The organism is Aurantimonas marina, from assembly GCF_017183135.1.
Lineage (GTDB): Bacteria > Pseudomonadota > Alphaproteobacteria > Rhizobiales > Rhizobiaceae > Aurantimonas > Aurantimonas marina.
Genome location: NZ_JADDXW010000001.1, coordinates 487,822 through 504,439 on the forward strand (window position 1 = coordinate 487,822; position 16,618 = coordinate 504,439).

Consider the following 16,618-nt stretch of genomic DNA (forward strand, 5'->3'; position numbering starts at 1 on the left):
ACCTTTCCAAGGAAGCGAACCACAGGAAAAGGGGCCCCAGCGGCCCCTTTTTGCTGCCTCAGCGGCCAAAGCGTCGCAGCGCCTCAGACGACAGCCGCCCGTTATGCAGCGCGGTCGACACGAGCGCGCCGGCGATCCCGGCTTGTTCCAGCACTTCGAGGTCCCCAGGTCCCCTCACGCCGCCAGCCGCGTAGATCGCCCGTCCCTCAGCGCGCGCGACGATGGCGCCGAGTCGGTCGAGATCCGGCCCGGCGCCGCTGCCGACCCGCGCCAGCGTCATGACGATCACCCGATCCGGCCAGAGCGTCGTGTCCTGGAGAATCTCCGGCGGCCCCAGAAACGCCTCGCCCTTGAAATCCAGCGACAGGATGGCCCGCTCCGGGTGAGGGAGCGCCGCAAGGACCGCGGCGTCCGCGATCGATTCGGTGCCCATCACCGCGTGCTGGCGCGGCGCCCGTTGCAGGCGTTCGGCCTCGGCCGCCGTCTCCAGCCCGGCATCGACCCAGAACGCCGTCTTCGGAAAGGCCTCGTTCAGCGCGCCGAGCGCGGCCGCGTTCGGTGGCCGCCCTTCGATCGCGTCGAGGTCGGCGACATAGAAGGCGGAAAAATCTCCCAGTCCCGCCAGGCCCCTGGCCACCGCGACCGGATCGGCGCTGCCCGCCAGCGGGGTCTTGATCGGCCGGTAGCCCCGCCTCTCGCCCATGACGCCGCGCACGACGCGACCGCCCATGATGTCGAGCACCGGAATGATCCGCATAAAACCTCCGGGTCGCGTCACGCGAACATTCGATGGTATAGGATGGCGCGTATCAGAAGCGGACAGGAATAGCATGACGAGAACGCTGGGGTGGGATGTCGGCGGCGCGCATCTGAAGGCGGCGCTGGCCGAGGGGGACCGCGTCCTGAAAGTCTGGCAGGAGCCCAGCCCGATCTGGCAGGGCCTTGCGCATCTCGATCGGGCTCTCGCGACCATTCTCGACGAGGTCTCCGGCGTCGAGCGCCACGCGATCACCATGACCGGGGAACTGTCCGATATCTTCGCCTCGCGCCGGGAGGGCGTCGAGCAGCTGACCCGAGTCTTCACCGAGCGTTTGTCCGGCGACATCTCGCTCTATGCCGGCGCCGCGGGCTTCGTCTCGACAGGCGATGCCGCCGCCCATGCGACCGAGATCGCCTCGGCGAACTGGCATGCCAGCGCGGCGCTCGCCGCCGCCTCGATCGAGGAAGCGCTGTTTCTCGACATGGGCTCGACCACGACGGACATCGTGCCGGTCAGCGACGGCCACGTCCGCGCCCGAGGATTCACCGACCGTGACCGGCTCGTTCACGGCGAACTGGTCTACCAAGGCTATACCCGCACACCCCTGATGGCGGTGGAAAAGCGTGTCCCATTCGCCGGTCGCTCGATCCCGGTGATGAACGAGTCCTTTGCCACGATGGCCGACGTTCAGCGCGTCATCGGCATACTCGACGAGGCCGACGATCTGCATCCGGCCGCCGACAATCAGGAAAAGACGGTCGATGCCTCACGCCGGCGCCTTGCCCGCATGGTGGGCATGGATGCCGCGGATGCCGGCGACGGCGCCTGGGAATGGCTCGCCCATGCCTTCGCCGAGGCGCAGATGCGGCACATCCACGACGCGGCGCTGCAGGTTCTGTCGCGCGAAGATCTGAGCGACGACGCGCCTGTCGTTGTCGCCGGCGCCGGTCGGCCCGTGCTGCGCCGTCTCGCGGCCCGCCTCGACCGCGGCGTCGTCGACTTCTCCGATCTGTTCGATTGCCCGGGCGACATGCGCGACGACATCTGCCGCGCCGCGCCGGCGGCGGCCTTGGCGCTGTTAGCCGAAAGCCGCGGCTGAACCAGTCCAGCCATCGTCGCCTGATCAATTCCCGACCGGCGGGAGCGCCGGGCGCCCGCCGGTCACTTCTCCTTCTCGACCTCCGCGAGATGGTCGATCACCTTCTCCAGCAGCCAGTACCAGGCCTGTTCCTCGTCGGGGCCGGCGGTCTTGTCGATGGCGATCTTCAGATAGGCGATCTCGTCCTCGATCTTCTCGGCCGGCAGCATCGTGAGCCGGCTGACCAGGATCGCCGCCTCCAGCACCGCGGCTTTCGCCCTATTCATGCCCTGGAACGGCCGGTGCTGGCCGGAGGCCGCGACCCGGCAGGTGAAGCGCGGCCGTTGCGCGTCCGGTGTGACGGAGACGACGTCCAGAACGTCATGGGCGAGCGCGGCCTCGAGCCGCGGCACCTTGCAGCCGTCGATCGGCGTCAGCGGCCAGTCCTTGCGCCCGGTCAGGCAGCCGGCGAAGATCTTCACCTCGTCGGTGTAGTTGACGACGGCAACGCCGGTCGCCTCCAGATTGGCCAGCGTCGTCGAGGGGCGGAACGGCGCCACGACCCAGCCCTCGCCCTCCTGGATAATCCCGAGCGGCGCGATGTGGACCGCGCCCGAAGCGGAGCAGGTGGTCAGGATGGTCTCGCGGATATAGGGCATCGCTCTCTCTTGATGGAAACCGCACGGCGGTCGGCCGCTACGATGATGGCGTTTTTTTCGCCTTTAACGTATGCCCCGCCGCTTCGAGCTTCGTCCTGTCCTCTGCGCGCGGCGGCGCGGCGACGCCGAAATCGATCGCCCCGTCCTGGGCGTAGCGCTTGCCGAGCCGCCAGGCGATCTCCGCCTTCTGCAATTCGGCGCCGAGATAGAAGGCGTGGCCGGTGTCGCCCTCGACCGCGATCTTGGGGAAGAGCTCAAACGCGTCGGTTGCGATGAAATGCCCGTCGCGGTTGTAGAAGTGGATACCGTCCTCGGCGGTCTCGATCCGGTAATTGCGATCCTTGATCGCCGCCGCCTGCTCGGCAAGCTCGTCCGGCGTCGACGCGAAGGGCTTGACGTCATGCACCTGCAGCAGCGCCCTCGAATAGCCGCGCGGCAGCGCGCCATCCTCGCGGGCGGCATGGAGCATCCGCCTTGCCGCATCGTGCTCGGCGATCGTCGCTCGCGTGTGCGGACTGACATGGACGACGAGGAGATTGCGGATCGTCAACTCCGAACAGATGCCGAGCAGCGTCGCCGTGATCCCCGACGTGTCGGCGTCGGTGAGCTCGGTGAGGTTGCCGGTGCCCATCAGGATGTCGACGTCCGGATAGTCCTCCCGCAGGCGATGGTAGCGCGCTAGCGAATCGGCGAAGCCAAAATGGATGGGATCGAGGATCGGGTCGGCGATGAAGGCGGTGCCCATCTTCCGCGCGCCGGCGATCGCCCGTTCCAGCGAGGCAAAATCCTGGGGCCGGGCCGGCACCAGGATCGGCACGGCTTCGCCTTCGCTGGCGATCGCCAGCGTCGCCTCGGTCAGCGACAGGAGGAAGTCCGCCCCCGCCCGGTTGCCGCGCGCCAGTTCGTCCGGATCGGCGGAATCGACGCTGACACGGTGGCCCTTGTCCTTCAGCGCCCGCACCGCGTCTTCCAGGTGCGCGAAGGGCGTGTCGGGCAGGCAGCCGAGGTCGATAACGTCGGCGCCGGCCGCCCGCATCGCCTCCGCCCGCCGGAGGATCTCGTCGACGGACAGCGCCGAGGCGTCGACGATCTCGGCGAAGATGCGCATGTCGTGCCGCGACAGATCCGGCGGCGCACCCTTGCGGCCGAGGAACGCGGGCAAATCCGCGATTTCGTCCGGTCCGCGCACGAAGGGGATGCCGAAGTGATGGGAGAGGCGGTCGAGATCTGCGCGGCAGCGGCCGGGCAGGATGACGCGATCCGCCACCACCGGCTGTTGCAGCCGCCGCGCGATGATTTCGCCGGTGGCGAGCGCGGCCACCTTCACACCGATATCGGCGATCGCCCAGTCGAATTGGGTCGCACCGAGTCCTTGCAGCACGCGTTCGAGCCGGAGCCGCGCCAGATGTCCGGTCACAAAGAGCAGTTTTTCCCGCGCCATGACCGGCTATGTCGACCATTCTGGCGCGGCTGCAAAGCCGCCTGTCAGGCGGAGCGCCGAAATCGACCTCCCTGCGCTTCGCCTCACCCGGCGTTCGCCGCGGCAAGGACGCGGCGCCGCATGACCGGATGGCCGGGAACCTCCCCCTCGGCCAGGCGTGGACCGGCGAGCGGCAGGTCGGCGGGTCCCGCGACATAGACGTCGGTCGCCGGGTCAAGCAATTCGGTGAAACACTCGTCAACGATCTGCGCGCCCGCCAACGCATCGATGGAGGCATTTTCCGGAAGATCGATTTGCTTGCAAAGGCAAAGCCGCGCCCCGGGCAGCCGTCCCGCCAGCCAGGCGGCCAAACTGTCGGAGGTCACGCTCCAATTCCTGGGTATTTCGGGCGCCGCCAGCACCAGTTGGCGGGGCATCCAGACCGGAATATCGCCGCGTTCGAGCGCCGCCATGATCGCGGCTTCGTCCGCCGCCTTCACCATCCGCTTGCCGAGAGAGACGAGCGCGCAGGCGAACTGCTCCATGGCGAGAATCGCCATCTCGTGCGCCGCCTCGTCGTCAAAGCCCATGCGCGGCTGGTAACGCCGCACCGCATTGGCGAACGGCCCGCCGCCCGGCACGACGACGATCGGCAATTGCGCCTGCTCGATCGCCGCGACCCAGCGAGAAAGGTCGGAAGACGCTGCGCAACTCCCGCCAAACTTGACGACCAGAATGTCCCTCATGCTTTGCCCACCTGCCCTTCGGATGCGTCTCTCCCCGAGATGCAAGCCCGGCCGACCTGGCATCTCATTCTCACCGGCAGCCTTGTTCGGCGGCTCGAATGCCCGTGGGAGCCAGGTGGCGCCCAGCGGTTGAAGATTAGAGAACGACGCTTCGCGGCCGCTGTAAAGCGCTGATTTTGCATGGCCGCTTCCCACCCTACGGGGCGGAGGCCGCGCGCCGTCGCGTCACCGCGATCCCGACCGCCGCGGGACCGAGCTCCAGCTTCTCGACCCGCACCGTCACTTCGCGGACGCGGACGTCGGCGAGCACCGTATGGGCGAGGTCCAGCGCCAGCGTCTCGACGAGGTCCGTATGCCCTCGCGCGGCAAGGCTGCGGATCGCGTCGATGATCACGTCGTAGGAGTAGATCTCGGCCATCGTCCGGGCGCCCGTAGCGATCGGCTCGATCTCGGCTTCGACGGAAAACCGCACCTCTTGCGTGCGGCCGCGCTCGTGGCCATAGGCACCGATCTCCATCGGCAGGGTGAAGTCGCGCACGAAAATCCGGTCGCCCGCCGCCGAGGGCGATGCAGCGCTCTTCGAAGGGACTCCACCTGCCGGGATCAGCGCGCGGATCGCCCGCACCGCCTGAAGATCGACCGGCCCGTCGCGCGGCCCCGCCGTCAGCGCGCCGCGAAAGCCGAGATAGTCGGGCTTCAGCACCGCCAGCCGCGGCACGTCCGGTGGCTCCAGCGAGCCCGCCAGCCCCGTCATCAGCTCGAGCCGCCTCGCCGTGGCGACGAAATCCGATAGCTCGACCAACGACAGATGCTTGAGCAGCCGGCCGCTGGATTTGCCGATCGTGTCGATCATCGCACCCGCGAACCCAGCCTCGGCCAGCACCGGCAACAGCGTGAAATCCGGGTCGCCATCGGCGAAGAACACCGCGATCAGCCGCGCGCGGGAGGCCGGCTCGCGCAGCGCCGCGATGACGGCCAAGCGCGCCTCGCGGCTCGCCGGAAACAGGCCGATCTTCACATAATCGGCAGCCGCGCGGGCTTCGACCTCCCGCCTGACCACCGCCGGCTCCATCGGCAGGTCGCCGGCCACCGCCGAGACCGGCCGCCGGCCGGCGACGGCGCGCAGCGTCGCGTCGAGCACCGCCGGCGGCACCGCCCCAAGCGCGCCCTTCGCCGGGTCCTTCAGATCGACGAGATCGGCACCGCCTTCGATGACGATCTCGGCCTCCTCGGGTCCGGTGACGCTGGCCAGCAGGCGGATCAAGGCGCCGCCTCGAACTGCTTTTTCAGGACGTTCTTCCACAGATAGGCGATCCCCCTGCGCCAGCTTTCGTCGGTGTTGGAGCGGATGTCGGCACTGCCGCGCGCGATCGGCCGGCCGTTCTCAACCTCAAAGGCATAGGCGTTGATGTTGAGGATCAGGTTCGACACTTTCTGGACGGTGCCGGTGACGGCGATGTCGGCGCCGAGCGTTTTGGCGAAGCTCAGCGCGCATTGGCCGCAGCTTTCCAGATTCTGCGCCAGCGCCTTGTCGCGCACCGGCGCGATGTCGACGCTGGCGAAGCCCCCGAGCGTGTCGATATCCGCGGCCAGCGCTGGCGCCATGGTCTCAAGCCGGGTCTGCTCGTCCGGGTTCTTTCCGATCATCGAGCCTTCGAGGCTGGAATCGATCAGCTCGAAATCGAAGACGGCAACAGTCTTTTCTGCCGCGAAGGCGGGAGCGGCCAGGAACAGCGCCAGGACAACGGGAAAAAGTCGTGCTTGTCTCGGAATGCGGGGTCCGTAACACATGGAAGCTCTCTTCTTGTCTGGTTCGGCGCCCAGCCTTGGCAGTGAGTCATAAGCTTTGAAGGTCGCGCGGCAAGACGCTAATTGCGAAAGTCCGCCGGCCGGGCCGGCAGCGGAATGGGAGGAACGGGCCTTGTCGAAAGGAATGGGAGACCGCTTGCGGCGGGTCCTTTGCGGAATCGCGATGTTCCTCCTCCTGACTGGCGGCTCCCAGGCGCAGGACGCCGCCCCCGCCGCGCCACCGGCCGCCGACGCCACGGCACCGGCCGAAGCGCCCACGACGCAGACGGTCAAGATCGGCTTTCTCAGAACCTATGAGCGCACCCTGGCGCTGTCCGCCCTCGACATTCCGCCGGAGGACATCGGCTTGGCCGGCGCGACGGTGGCGATCGCTGACAACAACACCACCGGCTCCTTCATGGGCCAGAATTTCACCCTCGACGTCACCACGCTCGCCCCCGGCGACGACGTGACCCAGCCGGCGCAAGACATGCTCGCGAGCGGCATCCACTACATCGTCACCGATCTGTCGCCGGAGGATACGCTGACAGTGGCCGATCTCGCCAAACCCCAAAACGCCCTCATCCTCAACGCCGGCGCAACAGACGACCGGCTGCGCGGCGAGGGCTGCCGCGCCAATATGCTGCACACCGCCCCGTCGCGGGCGATGCTGACCGACGGTCTGGCGCAGTATCTCATGTGGAAACAGTGGCGGAACTGGGCGCTGGTCGAGGGCGACCACGAAAACGACCAGCTCTTCGCCGAGGCGCTGAAGCGCTCCGCCAAGAAGTTCGGCGGCAAGATCGTCGCGGAGAAGATCTTCGCCGACAAGGGCGGCGCCCGCGCCACCGATTCCGGCCAGGCGCTGGTGCAGCGCCAGATCCCTGTGTTCCTGCAGGATCTGCCCGAGCACGACGTCCTGCTGGTCGCCGACGAGAGCGAGGTCTTCGGTACCTATGTGCCTTGGCGCACCTGGATTCCGCGCCCCGTCGCCGGCACCGCCGGGCTGACGCCGGGCTCTTGGCACCCGGCCAGCGAGCAATGGGGTGGAGCGCAGATTCAGAACCGCTTCGAGGATGTCGCTGGCCGCCGCATGGAATCGAAGGACATGCAGGTCTGGACCGCGATAAGGGTGATCGGCGAGGCCGCCTCGCGCACGCAATCCGTTGCCCCCGCGACGATCGACGCCTTCATCAAGGGACCGGATTTCACCGTCGCCGCCTTCAAGGGCCAGCGGCTGACGTTTCGCGACTGGGACTGGCAGCTGCGCCAGCCGGTGCTGCTCGGCACCGAAGCCTCGGTGGTCTCCGCCTCGCCCCAGGAGGGCTTTTTGCACCGGGTCTCCGAACTCGACACGCTGGGGGTCGATCGACCGGAAACAGCGTGTAAGATGGGGGGATGACCGAAGCCGACGACCGCACAGCAACCAGCCAAACGCGATCTTCCGCCCGCTTCTGGGACAGGATGGCGGCGCGCTATGCGAAGCGCCCGATCACCGATCAAGCCGCCTATGAGACCAAGCTGAGGATCACGCGCGACCATCTGCGCCACGACATGCAGGTTCTGGAGCTTGGCTGCGGCACCGGCTCGACGGCGATCGCCCACGCGCCTTACGTCGCGCACATCCGAGCCACCGACATCTCGCCCATGATGATCGAGATCGCCCGCGCCAAGGCCGCAGAGAGCGGCATCGCGAATGTCGCGTTCGAATGCGTGGCGGTGGAGGACATCGCCGTCCCCGATGAAAGCTTCGACGCGGTCCTCGCCCTCAACCTCCTGCATCTTGTGGAGGACAGGGACGCCGCCATCGCCAGGGTCGCGGCCCTCCTGAAGCCGGGTGGCGCCTTCGTCACCAGTACCGCATGCCTGGCCGACGGGATGAAATGGTTCAGACTGGTAGCGCCGATCGGGCGGTTTTTCGGTGTCATTCCCCTCGTCCGAATCTTCGGCAAGGCCGATCTCGAGGGCAGCCTGACCCGAGGTGGCTTTACGATCGTCCAGGAATGGCAGCCGAAAAACAACGCTGCAGTCTTTATCGTCGCGGTGAAGGATACGGGAGCGGACTGAAGCGGTCCGCGCCTTCCGGCCGCAGAGACGCTTTCGGAACCGGGTCGGGCATCAACGCCCCTTCCCCCCGCCCCCCTTCCCGCATAGCCTCCGCCGGGCAATCCCCGCCGCTCATCCAACCCGGTCCCGCCCGCCCGTGTCCCTGAAAACCCGCCTCGCCGCCACCTTGAGCGCCGCGTTCCTGGCGATCCTGATCATCGGCGCCTTCTTGACCTACGATCAGGCGCGCGAAAACGTCGCGGCCGAGCTCTCCGCCGCCCGCAGCGTCGCCGCCAACCGGGTTGCCCAGCTCGTCGCCAAGCTGCCCGCCTCGCGCGACACGGCGGCGGAACTTGCCAGCTTCGTGCGTGCCTTCAACGGCGACCGGCACGTGCAGGTACTCTTGATCGATTCCACCGGCGCGGTGCGCGATTTTTCCACGCCCGCCAAGAATTACGGCGCCCTGCCGGACTGGTTCGTCCGCCTGCTCGCGCCGGACACCGCGACCACGGTCATGCCCTTGTCCGGCGCCGCCTTGCCGATGACCGCCGTCGCGGTCTCGATCGACCCGCGCAACGAGATCGCCACCACCTGGACCGATCTCGCCGTCGGCCTCGCCATTCTCGTCCTGTTCGTGCTGGTCGCCTTTGCCGCCATCTGGGTGGTCGCCGACCGTGCGCTGCGGCCGCTCGGGGCGATCCAGGCGGCCTTCACCCGCATCGGCGGCGGTGATTATACGACCTGCGTCGCGCCGTCCGGGCCGCCGGAAATGCGGGCGCTCGCCACCCGTTGCAACGAGATGGCCGCGCGGCTCGAAGAGATTTCCGCCCGCAACCGCCGCCTGTCGGAACAGCTGTCGCGGCTGCAGGACGAGGAGCGGGCGGAGCTGGCGCGCGACCTCCACGACGACATCGGGCCGCTGCTGTTTGCCATCGACGTCGATGCCTCGGCCATCGCCCGCCTCGCCGGCGCCAAACAGCCGGTGACGGGCCGCGCCGAAGCGATCAAGACCGCCGCCCACCGCGCAAGGCAGGAGGTGCGGCGCATCCTCACTGATCTCAGGCCCGGCCTCACCCCCGGCCTTGGCCTGAAGGCCGCGATCGAGGAACTGGTCGCCGAGCTGTCCCGCCGCCATCCCGATATCGCCTTTTCGGCGGAGCTGGCCGAAGGCGACTGGGGCGGGCCGCTGGAGATGCTGGTTCACCGGGCGGTGCGCGAGGGGCTCGACAATGCACTGCGCCACGGCGCGCCGACGCGCATCGCCGTCCGGCTGGCGGAGACCGACCGCGACCTCGCCTTCAGCGTCACCGACGATGGCGGCGGCCTTCGGGAGACCGGCACCGCCGGCGGATTCGGGCTGATCGGCATGCGCGAGCGGGTGGAGGCGGCCGGCGGCGAATTGACGGTGTCGCAGGTGCCGTTGCCGCCCGGCGTGCGGCTGCAAGGCCGGGTGCCGCTTTCCCGTGACAGCATTACTCCCGGCGCGGTAGTCTCCGACGAGAGTGGAGACGCGGCATGAAGATCCTGATCGTCGACGATCACACGGTTGTGCGCGACGGCGTCAGGCGGTTGGTCGAGGCTTTGCCGGCGACGGCGATCGCCGAGGCCGAAACCCCCTCCGAGGCGCTGGCCGAGTTTCGCAAATTCCGGCCGGACGTCACCGTACTCGACATCAATTTGAAGAATGGCAGCGGCCTCGACACCCTGCGCCGCTTGCGCGCCGACGACCCGAAGGCGAAAGTCGTCGTCTTCTCCATGTATTCCGACCTCGTCTATGCCGCCTCGGCCCGGCGCGACGGCGCGCTCGGCTATGTCTCGAAGAGCGCGCCGACCGACGAGCTCCTGGTGGCGATCGAAAAGGCGCTTGTTGGCGAAAGCTATGTCGACAGCGAGACGACGGCGCTGATGGCCCGCCACGAGACCGCGGAAGGCGGAACGAAGGAGCTGTCGCGGCGCGAATTGCAGATCCTGCACATGCTCGGCGAGGGCAAGAGCCTCACCGACATCGCGCAAGGGCTCGGCGTCGCCTACAAGACCATCGCCAACACCTCCTCGCGCATGAAGGAGAAGCTCGGCGTCGACCGCACCTCCGACCTCGTGCGCTTTGCGCTGGAGACGAAGGGCGGCCGGATGCTCGATCGCGAGCGGCCATGAGTTTCAGGGTTTCGCCGGCTTTCGGGAAGACGGGAAGTTGTCCCGTTGTGGCGCCGGAAATCCTCTGCTTAGCTTTCACCATCGAGGTTGCTTCCCGCCCTGCTGCTCCCAAAGCCGGGACGATCGGGGCGACCTCGTTCCACCGCGGCAGGATCGGCGGGATGGCGCTACGTGGTTTGATGGACGGTGGGCACCGGCAATCGAACAGAAGGAACGAGCGGGTCATGAGACGACTGATGAGCGTGGCTCTCGCCGCGACGCTGGCGCTGTCGGCCAGCCCCGCTTTTGCCTACAAGATCTTCGTCTCAAACGAGAAGGGCAACGACATCACCGTCCTCGATTCGGAGGATTTCTCGGTCATCGACACCTTCGAGGTCGGCCAGCGGCCGCGCGGGATCGCCGTCAGCGCCGACGGCAGCCAGATTTTCGTCTGCGCCAGCGACGACGACACCATCCAGGTCTATGACACGGCGACCTACAAGTTTCTCAAGACCCTCCCCTCCGGCCCCGACCCGGAACTGCTGATCCTGTCGCCGGATGGCAAGCGGCTCTATGTCGCCAATGAGGACGACAATCTCGTCACCGCGATCGATCTCGAAACCGGCGCGCGCCTCGCCGAAATCCCGGTCGGGGTCGAGCCGGAGGGCATGGCGGTCTCGCCGGACGGAACCACCATCGTCAACACGTCGGAAACGACGAACATGGCGCACTTCATCGACCGCGAGAGCCACCGGATCACCGCCAACGTCCTGGTCGATTCCCGGCCCCGCTTCGCCGAGTACAAGCAGGACGGCTCCGAGGTCTGGGTGTCGGCCGAGATCGGCGGCACGGTCAGCGTGATCGACGCGGCCACGAAGGAGATCAAGGCGAAGATCACCTTCGAAATTCAAGGCATTCGCTCCGAGGCGATCCAGCCGGTCGGCGTCAGGATCACCAAGGACGGCAAGAAGGCCTATGTTGCGCTCGGGCCGGCCAACCGCGTCGCGGTGATCGATGCCAAGACCTATGAGGTCGTCGACTATCTGCTCGTCGGCCAGCGGGTCTGGCAGCTGGCCTTCTCGCCGGGCGAAACGCACCTCTTCACCACCAACGGCGTCTCCAACGACATCTCGATTATCGACGTCGAAGATGACGAGGTGATCAAGTCTGTCCAGGTCGGGCAACAGCCCTGGGGCATCGCCGTCACCCCCGGCGAATAAGCTGGCGGACGGAGCGAGGCGCACAACGCGGACTTTTGGGAGAGAACCGAGCAATGAAACGAATCTGGCTCTTGCTGATGGCGGCGATCCTCGCCTTCGCGCCGATTACGGTCGTTGCCGCGCAGGACGCGGGGGCAGCGGGAGAGGCGGCAGCTAATAACGACGACGACGATGATGCGACCGGCGCCGCGATGGTGCCAACGGCTGCGGATCTGACCATCCCGAAGGGCTCCGAGCTGATGCCGGCGAGCGCCCTCAATGGCGACCAGATCGGCCTTCCGCCCGTCTCGCTGTCCAGCCAGATCGTCACGCCGCTGGTCCTCGGCGCCCCGGACAGCGCGTTCGCCGTCAGTCACACCGACATCTATCTTCGGGCCAACCAGGCCTATCGCTGGGACATCGCCTCCGAGGGTGGGCTCGAATACAAGTTCCACGCGCCCGGCTTTTTCCGCAATGTCTGGATGAACCAGATCGTCATCTCCGATCTTGAAGTTCACATGGCCGGCCCGCCCGCCTGGCTGGAATTCGACGCGGCCGGCGTAATCACCGTGCAGTTTCAGACCACCCGGCCCGGCCGCTACGACTGGTATGTCGAGGGACTCGACGAAGAACAGGGCATGAAAGGCACGATCACCATCGTTCCCTAGCGCGGATGGGCGCCGCCACGAACCCCACTTCCGACCTGTTTTCCCGACCGGCCCCGCGATAGGCTGCCGGCGGGTTCCACCGACCGCAACGGAGCACGATGCTTAGATGCCGCGACAATGACACCCGATCTTAGCGCCGGGACGCCGGACGCTCCTCCCGCGCTCGATGTTCGTCGTGTCAGCCATTCCTATGGCGCCCGCAAGGCCCTCGACGACGTCTCCTTCGCCGTCCCGCAGGGCTCGTTCACCGCACTCCTTGGCCCCAACGGTGCTGGCAAATCGACGCTGTTCTCGCTGGTGACCCGGCTGTTCAACGTCCGTGATGGCGAAATCCGCATTCTCGGCCGCCGCCTGAACGAGGAGCCGGGCGAGGCGCTGCGCCGCCTGGGCGTCGTCTTCCAGGCCCGCACGCTCGATCTCGACCTGTCGATCCGCCAGAACCTCAAATACCACGCCGCCCTGCACGGAATGACCGGTGCGGACGCCAAACTGCGGATCACGGAGATCCTCCACGGCTCCGAACTCATCGACCGGATGGGCGAGAAGGCGCGCAACCTCTCCGGCGGTCAGCTTCGGCGCATCGAGATCGTCCGGGCCTTCATGCACCGGCCCCGCCTGATCCTGCTCGACGAGCCGACCGTCGGCCTCGACATCCGCTCGCGCGCCGAGATCGTCTCGGAGGTGCGGCGGCTGGTGAAGGAGGAAGGCGTCAGCGTCCTGTGGGCCACCCATCTCATCGACGAGATCGACGAGACCGACCGGGTCGTGGTGCTCCACAATGGCAAGGTTCTGGCCGAAGGCGACGTCCCCGATATCGTCGCGGCGGAAAGCGCCGGCTCGATCCGCGAGGCCTTCACCCGCCTCACCGGATTGGCCAGGAGCACCGTCGAACCGGAGATGGCCTCGTGAGCACCCCGGCAAGCGTTCCGGTGGACGCAACCCCCGGCGGCTTTCCGCTGTCTGCCTATCTCATCTGCTTTCGCGGCATCGTCTGGCGCGAGGCACTGCGCTTCCTGCATCAGCGCGAGCGCTTCGTCTCGGCGCTGGTGCGCCCGCTGCTCTGGCTGTTCATCTTCGCCGCCGGCTTTCGCCAGGTGCTCGGCGTCTCGATCACGCCGCCCTACCAGACCTACATTCTCTATGAGGTCTACATCACGCCCGGCCTCGTCGGCATGATCCTGTTGTTCAACGGCATGCAGTCGTCGCTGTCGATGGTCTACGACCGCGAGACCGGCGCCATGAAGACGCTGCTCGTCTCGCCGCTGCCGCGCTGGTTCCTGCTCGTCTCCAAGCTCGCCGCCGGCGTCGCGGTCGGCATCGTCCAGGTCTATGTGTTCTTCGCCATCGCCTGGTTCTGGGAAGTTCAGCCGCATTGGACCGGTTATCCCTATGTGTTGCCGGCGCTGATCCTCACCGGGCTGATGCTCGGCTCGCTCGGCATGCTCCTGTCCTCGCTGGTCAAGCAGCTGGAGAATTTCGCCGGAGTCATGAACTTCGTGATCTTCCCGATGTATTTCGCCTCCTCCGCCCTCTATCCGCTGTGGCGGGTGCAGGAATCGAGCCCACTGCTCTACACGATCACCCTGTTCAACCCGTTCACCCACGCGGTGGAACTGGTGCGGTTCGCGCTTTACGGCGAGATCAACTGGCAAGCGCTCGCCGTCGTCGTCGGCTGCACCATCGTCTTCCTCGGCGGCGCCATCCTCGCCTACGATCCGGCGCGCGGCCTGATCAGCCGCAAGCGCCAATGAGCCGCCATCGCCAGGACCTCGCAACCCGGCCCAAGCGCGATCGAGGGAGGTCGTGATGACCGCGTACCGCAAGTTCACGAGGATTCGGATTGCCTGCTTGTTTCTGGGCGGGAGCGTCGCATTGTTGTGGCCGACGATGGCGACCGCCCAGAATGGCGCGGCGCCGCGCGACATTCCCGAAGGCTTCGTCCTTCCCGGTCCGCCGCCCGTCAACGCGCCGGAAGCCGGGGCATCTAGGCCCGCCGCCCCGTCCGAAGCCCCGGCCGACCCGATGGCCTTCGCCCGCACGCCGGAAAAGGCGACGACCGATTGGCCCTGCGTCCAGCGCCGCGTCGAGACGATCTCGCCGGCCCAGATCTGGAACGGCCCCGACCTCTCACGCGCCGAAGATGTCGAGCGGACCGAGGCGATGCGGGCGCTGGTCGACCGGGTCGTCGCGCGCCGGCATTCTCTCGACGAGGCGGAGACCATGGTCAGGGCGTCCGTCCATGAACTCCCACCAGCCGAGCGTCAGGCAACGGCAACGGCGCTGTTTATCGACATCCTCGACCGGCTGAATGCAGAACGCGGCGAGGTGATGGCCGGCATCGAGCGCTACGGCGCCAAGCAGAAGGCGCTGGCGCAAAGATTGCGCGAGGAGAGCGCGGAATTCGCCAGGCTGCGGCAGCGGCCGGACGCCTCGCCGACCAAGATCGAGGAAGCGCGTCAGGCGCTGGTCTGGGACACCCGCATCTTCGACGAGCGCCGCCAATCCCTCACCTATGTCTGCGAGGTGCCGGTGCTGATTGAGCAACGCGCCTTCGGCCTCGGCCGGGCGATCGCCAGCGCACTGTGATCGGACAGCTCGAAACGCGCGTCTATTCGTCCGGCCGCGGCTCCGGCTCGGACGGCGCCAGCGCATAGCCGGCTTCCGCCCAGCCATCGGTACCGTCCGGATACCAATGGACGGCCGTATAGCCGGTTCGGATCGCCCGCTTGGCGGCGTTGTAGCTCATCCAGCAATCGCGCAGGCAGTAGATGACGATGGGTCGGCTCTTGTCGCCTTGCGTGACTTCGGCGAGCCCCTCGAGGAGATAGCGCTCCATTGCCGGCGCCAGCTCGCCATAGCCGGTATCCACCAGCCAGATCGAGCCGGGAATATTGCTGCGCGGCTTCGGCCGCCAGATCGTATCGGCGGGAAGGCCCTTCGGACGCGGCGCGCGCGGCAGGACGTCGACGAAGGCAGCGCCCCTGTCATGCAGCGTCTTGGCGGCCGCCGTGTCGACGACGGTGCCGCCCGCAAGACTGGCCGGGACCGGCGCGCGATAGGCCTCGGTCCGGTAGTCCGCGGGCTCGGGGAGGATTGCGGTCGCGGCCGCCTCGGCCGCCGCATCCTCCTTAGCGGACACTGGAAGCGGCGCGAGGACGAACGCCAGGATGATCCACATAAGGGCGCTCGCGCGAACCAGGCCGAACAGGGCGGCCGGCGGGCGGGCCGCTCTCATCCCTTCGGCTCCAGCGATTCCGGTGCCGGCTTGCCAGCCTTCGACACGATCGGCTGGTCCTGCTCGTCGAGTAGCGGCACGCCGTAGGACAACAAAATCTCGTCGATCTCGTCCTGGTATTCCTGGATCGCGCGGTTGAGCGTGCGCTTCCACTGCTGGTCGGATGCGCGGACGCCCATGGTGATCCGGAAGCTCGTCGCCGGCCCCTTGCCTTCATGGGTGAGCGGCACGACGGCGTAATCCTTGCCCGATTCCTTGGCGTAATAGCCGGCCATCGGCCCCCAGAGGATCGCCGCGTCGATCTCGCCACTGTCGAGGTCGTCGATCATCGCCTTGGCGGAATTGTCGAACCGCGTGTCGATCATCAGCTGGTACGGTTTGGCCTTGCCGATCAGACCGGCGCGGGCGAGGTAGGTGGCCGGCGGCGTGCCGGCGACGATCCCGATGCGCTTGTCCTTCAGCTTCGGGTCCGCGATCGTCTCGACGCCGGCGAGGTCGCCGTCCTTCGGATAGACCAGCGCATAGGCCGTCCGGTAATAGGCGTTGGTGTTCTGAACCAGCTCGTCGCCCTGCGGATAGCTCATGATGACGTCGCACAGATTGGAACCGAGCGTCATCCGCACGAAGCCGGTCGCCTGCGGAAAATAGGTGTAGGACACCGATTGCCGCCCCAGCCTGTCAGCCAGGAACCGGGCGACTTCCTGCTCAAAGCCCGCTTCGACCTCGTTGGAAAACGGCATGTTGTTGGGGTCCGCGCACACGCGCAGCACATTAGGATCGACCAGCTCGATCTCACCGCCGAATTCCCGGTCCTGGGCCGGCGCCGGCGCCGCAAGCACCAGGGCGCTGGCCATTCCGACGATAACTGCGGCGTAGCGGATCATCG

General features: G+C 67.2%; 18 protein-coding genes. 10 read left to right on the plus strand and 8 right to left on the minus strand.

Going from position 1 to position 16,618, the window contains the following annotated elements; all coding sequences use genetic code 11:
* Window positions 1–58 precede the first annotated feature (58 nt).
* Complete coding sequence (locus ING15_RS02305) at window positions 59–757, minus strand: HisA/HisF-related TIM barrel protein (RefSeq protein ID WP_206453137.1); 699 nt, start codon at window positions 755–757, stop codon at window positions 59–61.
* 73 nt (window positions 758–830) lie between these two features.
* On the opposite strand from ING15_RS02305, the gene ING15_RS02310 reads away from it, so the two are divergent.
* A complete protein-coding gene (locus tag ING15_RS02310; protein WP_232845495.1) occupies window positions 831–1,859 on the plus strand; it encodes a hydantoinase/oxoprolinase family protein in 1,029 nt (342 codons plus the stop codon).
* A gap of 62 nt (window positions 1,860–1,921) precedes the next feature.
* Here ING15_RS02310 and ING15_RS02315 read toward each other — a convergent pair whose 3' ends face one another.
* From ING15_RS02315 to ING15_RS02335, 5 genes are all read right to left on the minus strand, one after another.
* Window positions 1,922–2,497 (minus strand): DUF447 domain-containing protein, encoded by a 576-nt coding sequence (locus ING15_RS02315; RefSeq protein ID WP_206453139.1) that lies wholly within the window; start codon window positions 2,495–2,497, stop codon window positions 1,922–1,924.
* Between the two features lie 37 nt (window positions 2,498–2,534).
* Window positions 2,535–3,938 carry a DUF6513 domain-containing protein gene (locus tag ING15_RS02320; protein ID WP_206453140.1) on the minus strand — a complete coding sequence of 468 codons (1,404 nt, stop codon included), beginning with the start codon at window positions 3,936–3,938 and terminating at the stop codon, window positions 2,535–2,537.
* Window positions 3,939–4,021: 83 nt separating this feature from the next.
* Window positions 4,022–4,663: an amino acid kinase family protein gene (locus ING15_RS02325; RefSeq protein ID WP_206453141.1), complete on the minus strand. Its 642-nt coding sequence runs from the start codon at window positions 4,661–4,663 to the stop codon at window positions 4,022–4,024.
* A gap of 196 nt (window positions 4,664–4,859) precedes the next feature.
* Window positions 4,860–5,927: a (5-formylfuran-3-yl)methyl phosphate synthase gene (locus ING15_RS02330; RefSeq protein WP_206453142.1), complete on the minus strand. Its 1,068-nt coding sequence runs from the start codon at window positions 5,925–5,927 to the stop codon at window positions 4,860–4,862.
* On the minus strand, window positions 5,924–6,454 hold the full coding sequence (locus ING15_RS02335) for a DUF3280 domain-containing protein (RefSeq protein WP_206453143.1): 531 nt from the start codon (window positions 6,452–6,454) through the stop codon (window positions 5,924–5,926). The genes ING15_RS02330 and ING15_RS02335 overlap by 4 nt, the downstream gene beginning before the upstream one ends.
* A gap of 181 nt (window positions 6,455–6,635) precedes the next feature.
* On the opposite strand from ING15_RS02335, the gene ING15_RS02340 reads away from it, so the two are divergent.
* The 9 genes from ING15_RS02340 (at window position 6,636) to ING15_RS02380 (ending at window position 15,083) form a co-directional block, all read left to right on the plus strand.
* The gene (locus ING15_RS02340) at window positions 6,636–7,853 is read left to right on the plus strand and encodes an ABC transporter substrate-binding protein (RefSeq protein WP_232845496.1); all 1,218 of its coding nucleotides are present in this window, start codon (window positions 6,636–6,638) and stop codon (window positions 7,851–7,853) included.
* A complete protein-coding gene (locus ING15_RS02345; protein ID WP_206453144.1) occupies window positions 7,850–8,518 on the plus strand; it encodes a class I SAM-dependent methyltransferase in 669 nt (222 codons plus the stop codon). The genes ING15_RS02340 and ING15_RS02345 overlap by 4 nt, the downstream gene beginning before the upstream one ends.
* Window positions 8,519–8,654: 136 nt before the next feature.
* Window positions 8,655–10,016 (plus strand): sensor histidine kinase, encoded by a 1,362-nt coding sequence (locus ING15_RS02350; protein WP_206453145.1) that lies wholly within the window; start codon window positions 8,655–8,657, stop codon window positions 10,014–10,016.
* Window positions 10,013–10,651: a response regulator transcription factor gene (locus tag ING15_RS02355; RefSeq protein ID WP_206453146.1), complete on the plus strand. Its 639-nt coding sequence runs from the start codon at window positions 10,013–10,015 to the stop codon at window positions 10,649–10,651. Before ING15_RS02350 ends, ING15_RS02355 begins: the two co-directional genes overlap by 4 nt.
* A 224-nt stretch (window positions 10,652–10,875) precedes the next feature.
* A complete protein-coding gene (locus ING15_RS02360) occupies window positions 10,876–11,850 on the plus strand; it encodes a YVTN family beta-propeller repeat protein (RefSeq protein ID WP_206453147.1) in 975 nt (324 codons plus the stop codon).
* Between the two features lie 53 nt (window positions 11,851–11,903).
* A complete protein-coding gene (locus ING15_RS02365; protein WP_206453148.1) occupies window positions 11,904–12,497 on the plus strand; it encodes a hypothetical protein in 594 nt (197 codons plus the stop codon).
* Between the two features lie 117 nt (window positions 12,498–12,614).
* A complete protein-coding gene (locus tag ING15_RS02370; RefSeq protein ID WP_206453149.1) occupies window positions 12,615–13,406 on the plus strand; it encodes an ABC transporter ATP-binding protein in 792 nt (263 codons plus the stop codon).
* Window positions 13,407–13,426: 20 nt separating this feature from the next.
* Window positions 13,427–14,248: an ABC transporter permease gene (locus ING15_RS02375; protein WP_206453249.1), complete on the plus strand. Its 822-nt coding sequence runs from the start codon at window positions 13,427–13,429 to the stop codon at window positions 14,246–14,248.
* Between the two features lie 55 nt (window positions 14,249–14,303).
* Entirely contained in the window at window positions 14,304–15,083 is a 780-nt protein-coding gene (locus ING15_RS02380) for a hypothetical protein (RefSeq protein ID WP_206453150.1), read from the plus strand.
* A gap of 22 nt (window positions 15,084–15,105) precedes the next feature.
* Here ING15_RS02380 and ING15_RS02385 read toward each other — a convergent pair whose 3' ends face one another.
* Window positions 15,106–15,732, minus strand: a complete 627-nt coding sequence (locus ING15_RS02385) for a PQQ-dependent catabolism-associated CXXCW motif protein (RefSeq protein WP_232845497.1) — start codon at window positions 15,730–15,732, stop codon at window positions 15,106–15,108.
* The gene (locus ING15_RS02390) at window positions 15,729–16,616 is read right to left on the minus strand and encodes a substrate-binding domain-containing protein (RefSeq protein ID WP_206453151.1); all 888 of its coding nucleotides are present in this window, start codon (window positions 16,614–16,616) and stop codon (window positions 15,729–15,731) included. Before ING15_RS02390 ends, ING15_RS02385 begins: the two co-directional genes overlap by 4 nt.
* Window positions 16,617–16,618: the final 2 nt, after the last annotated feature.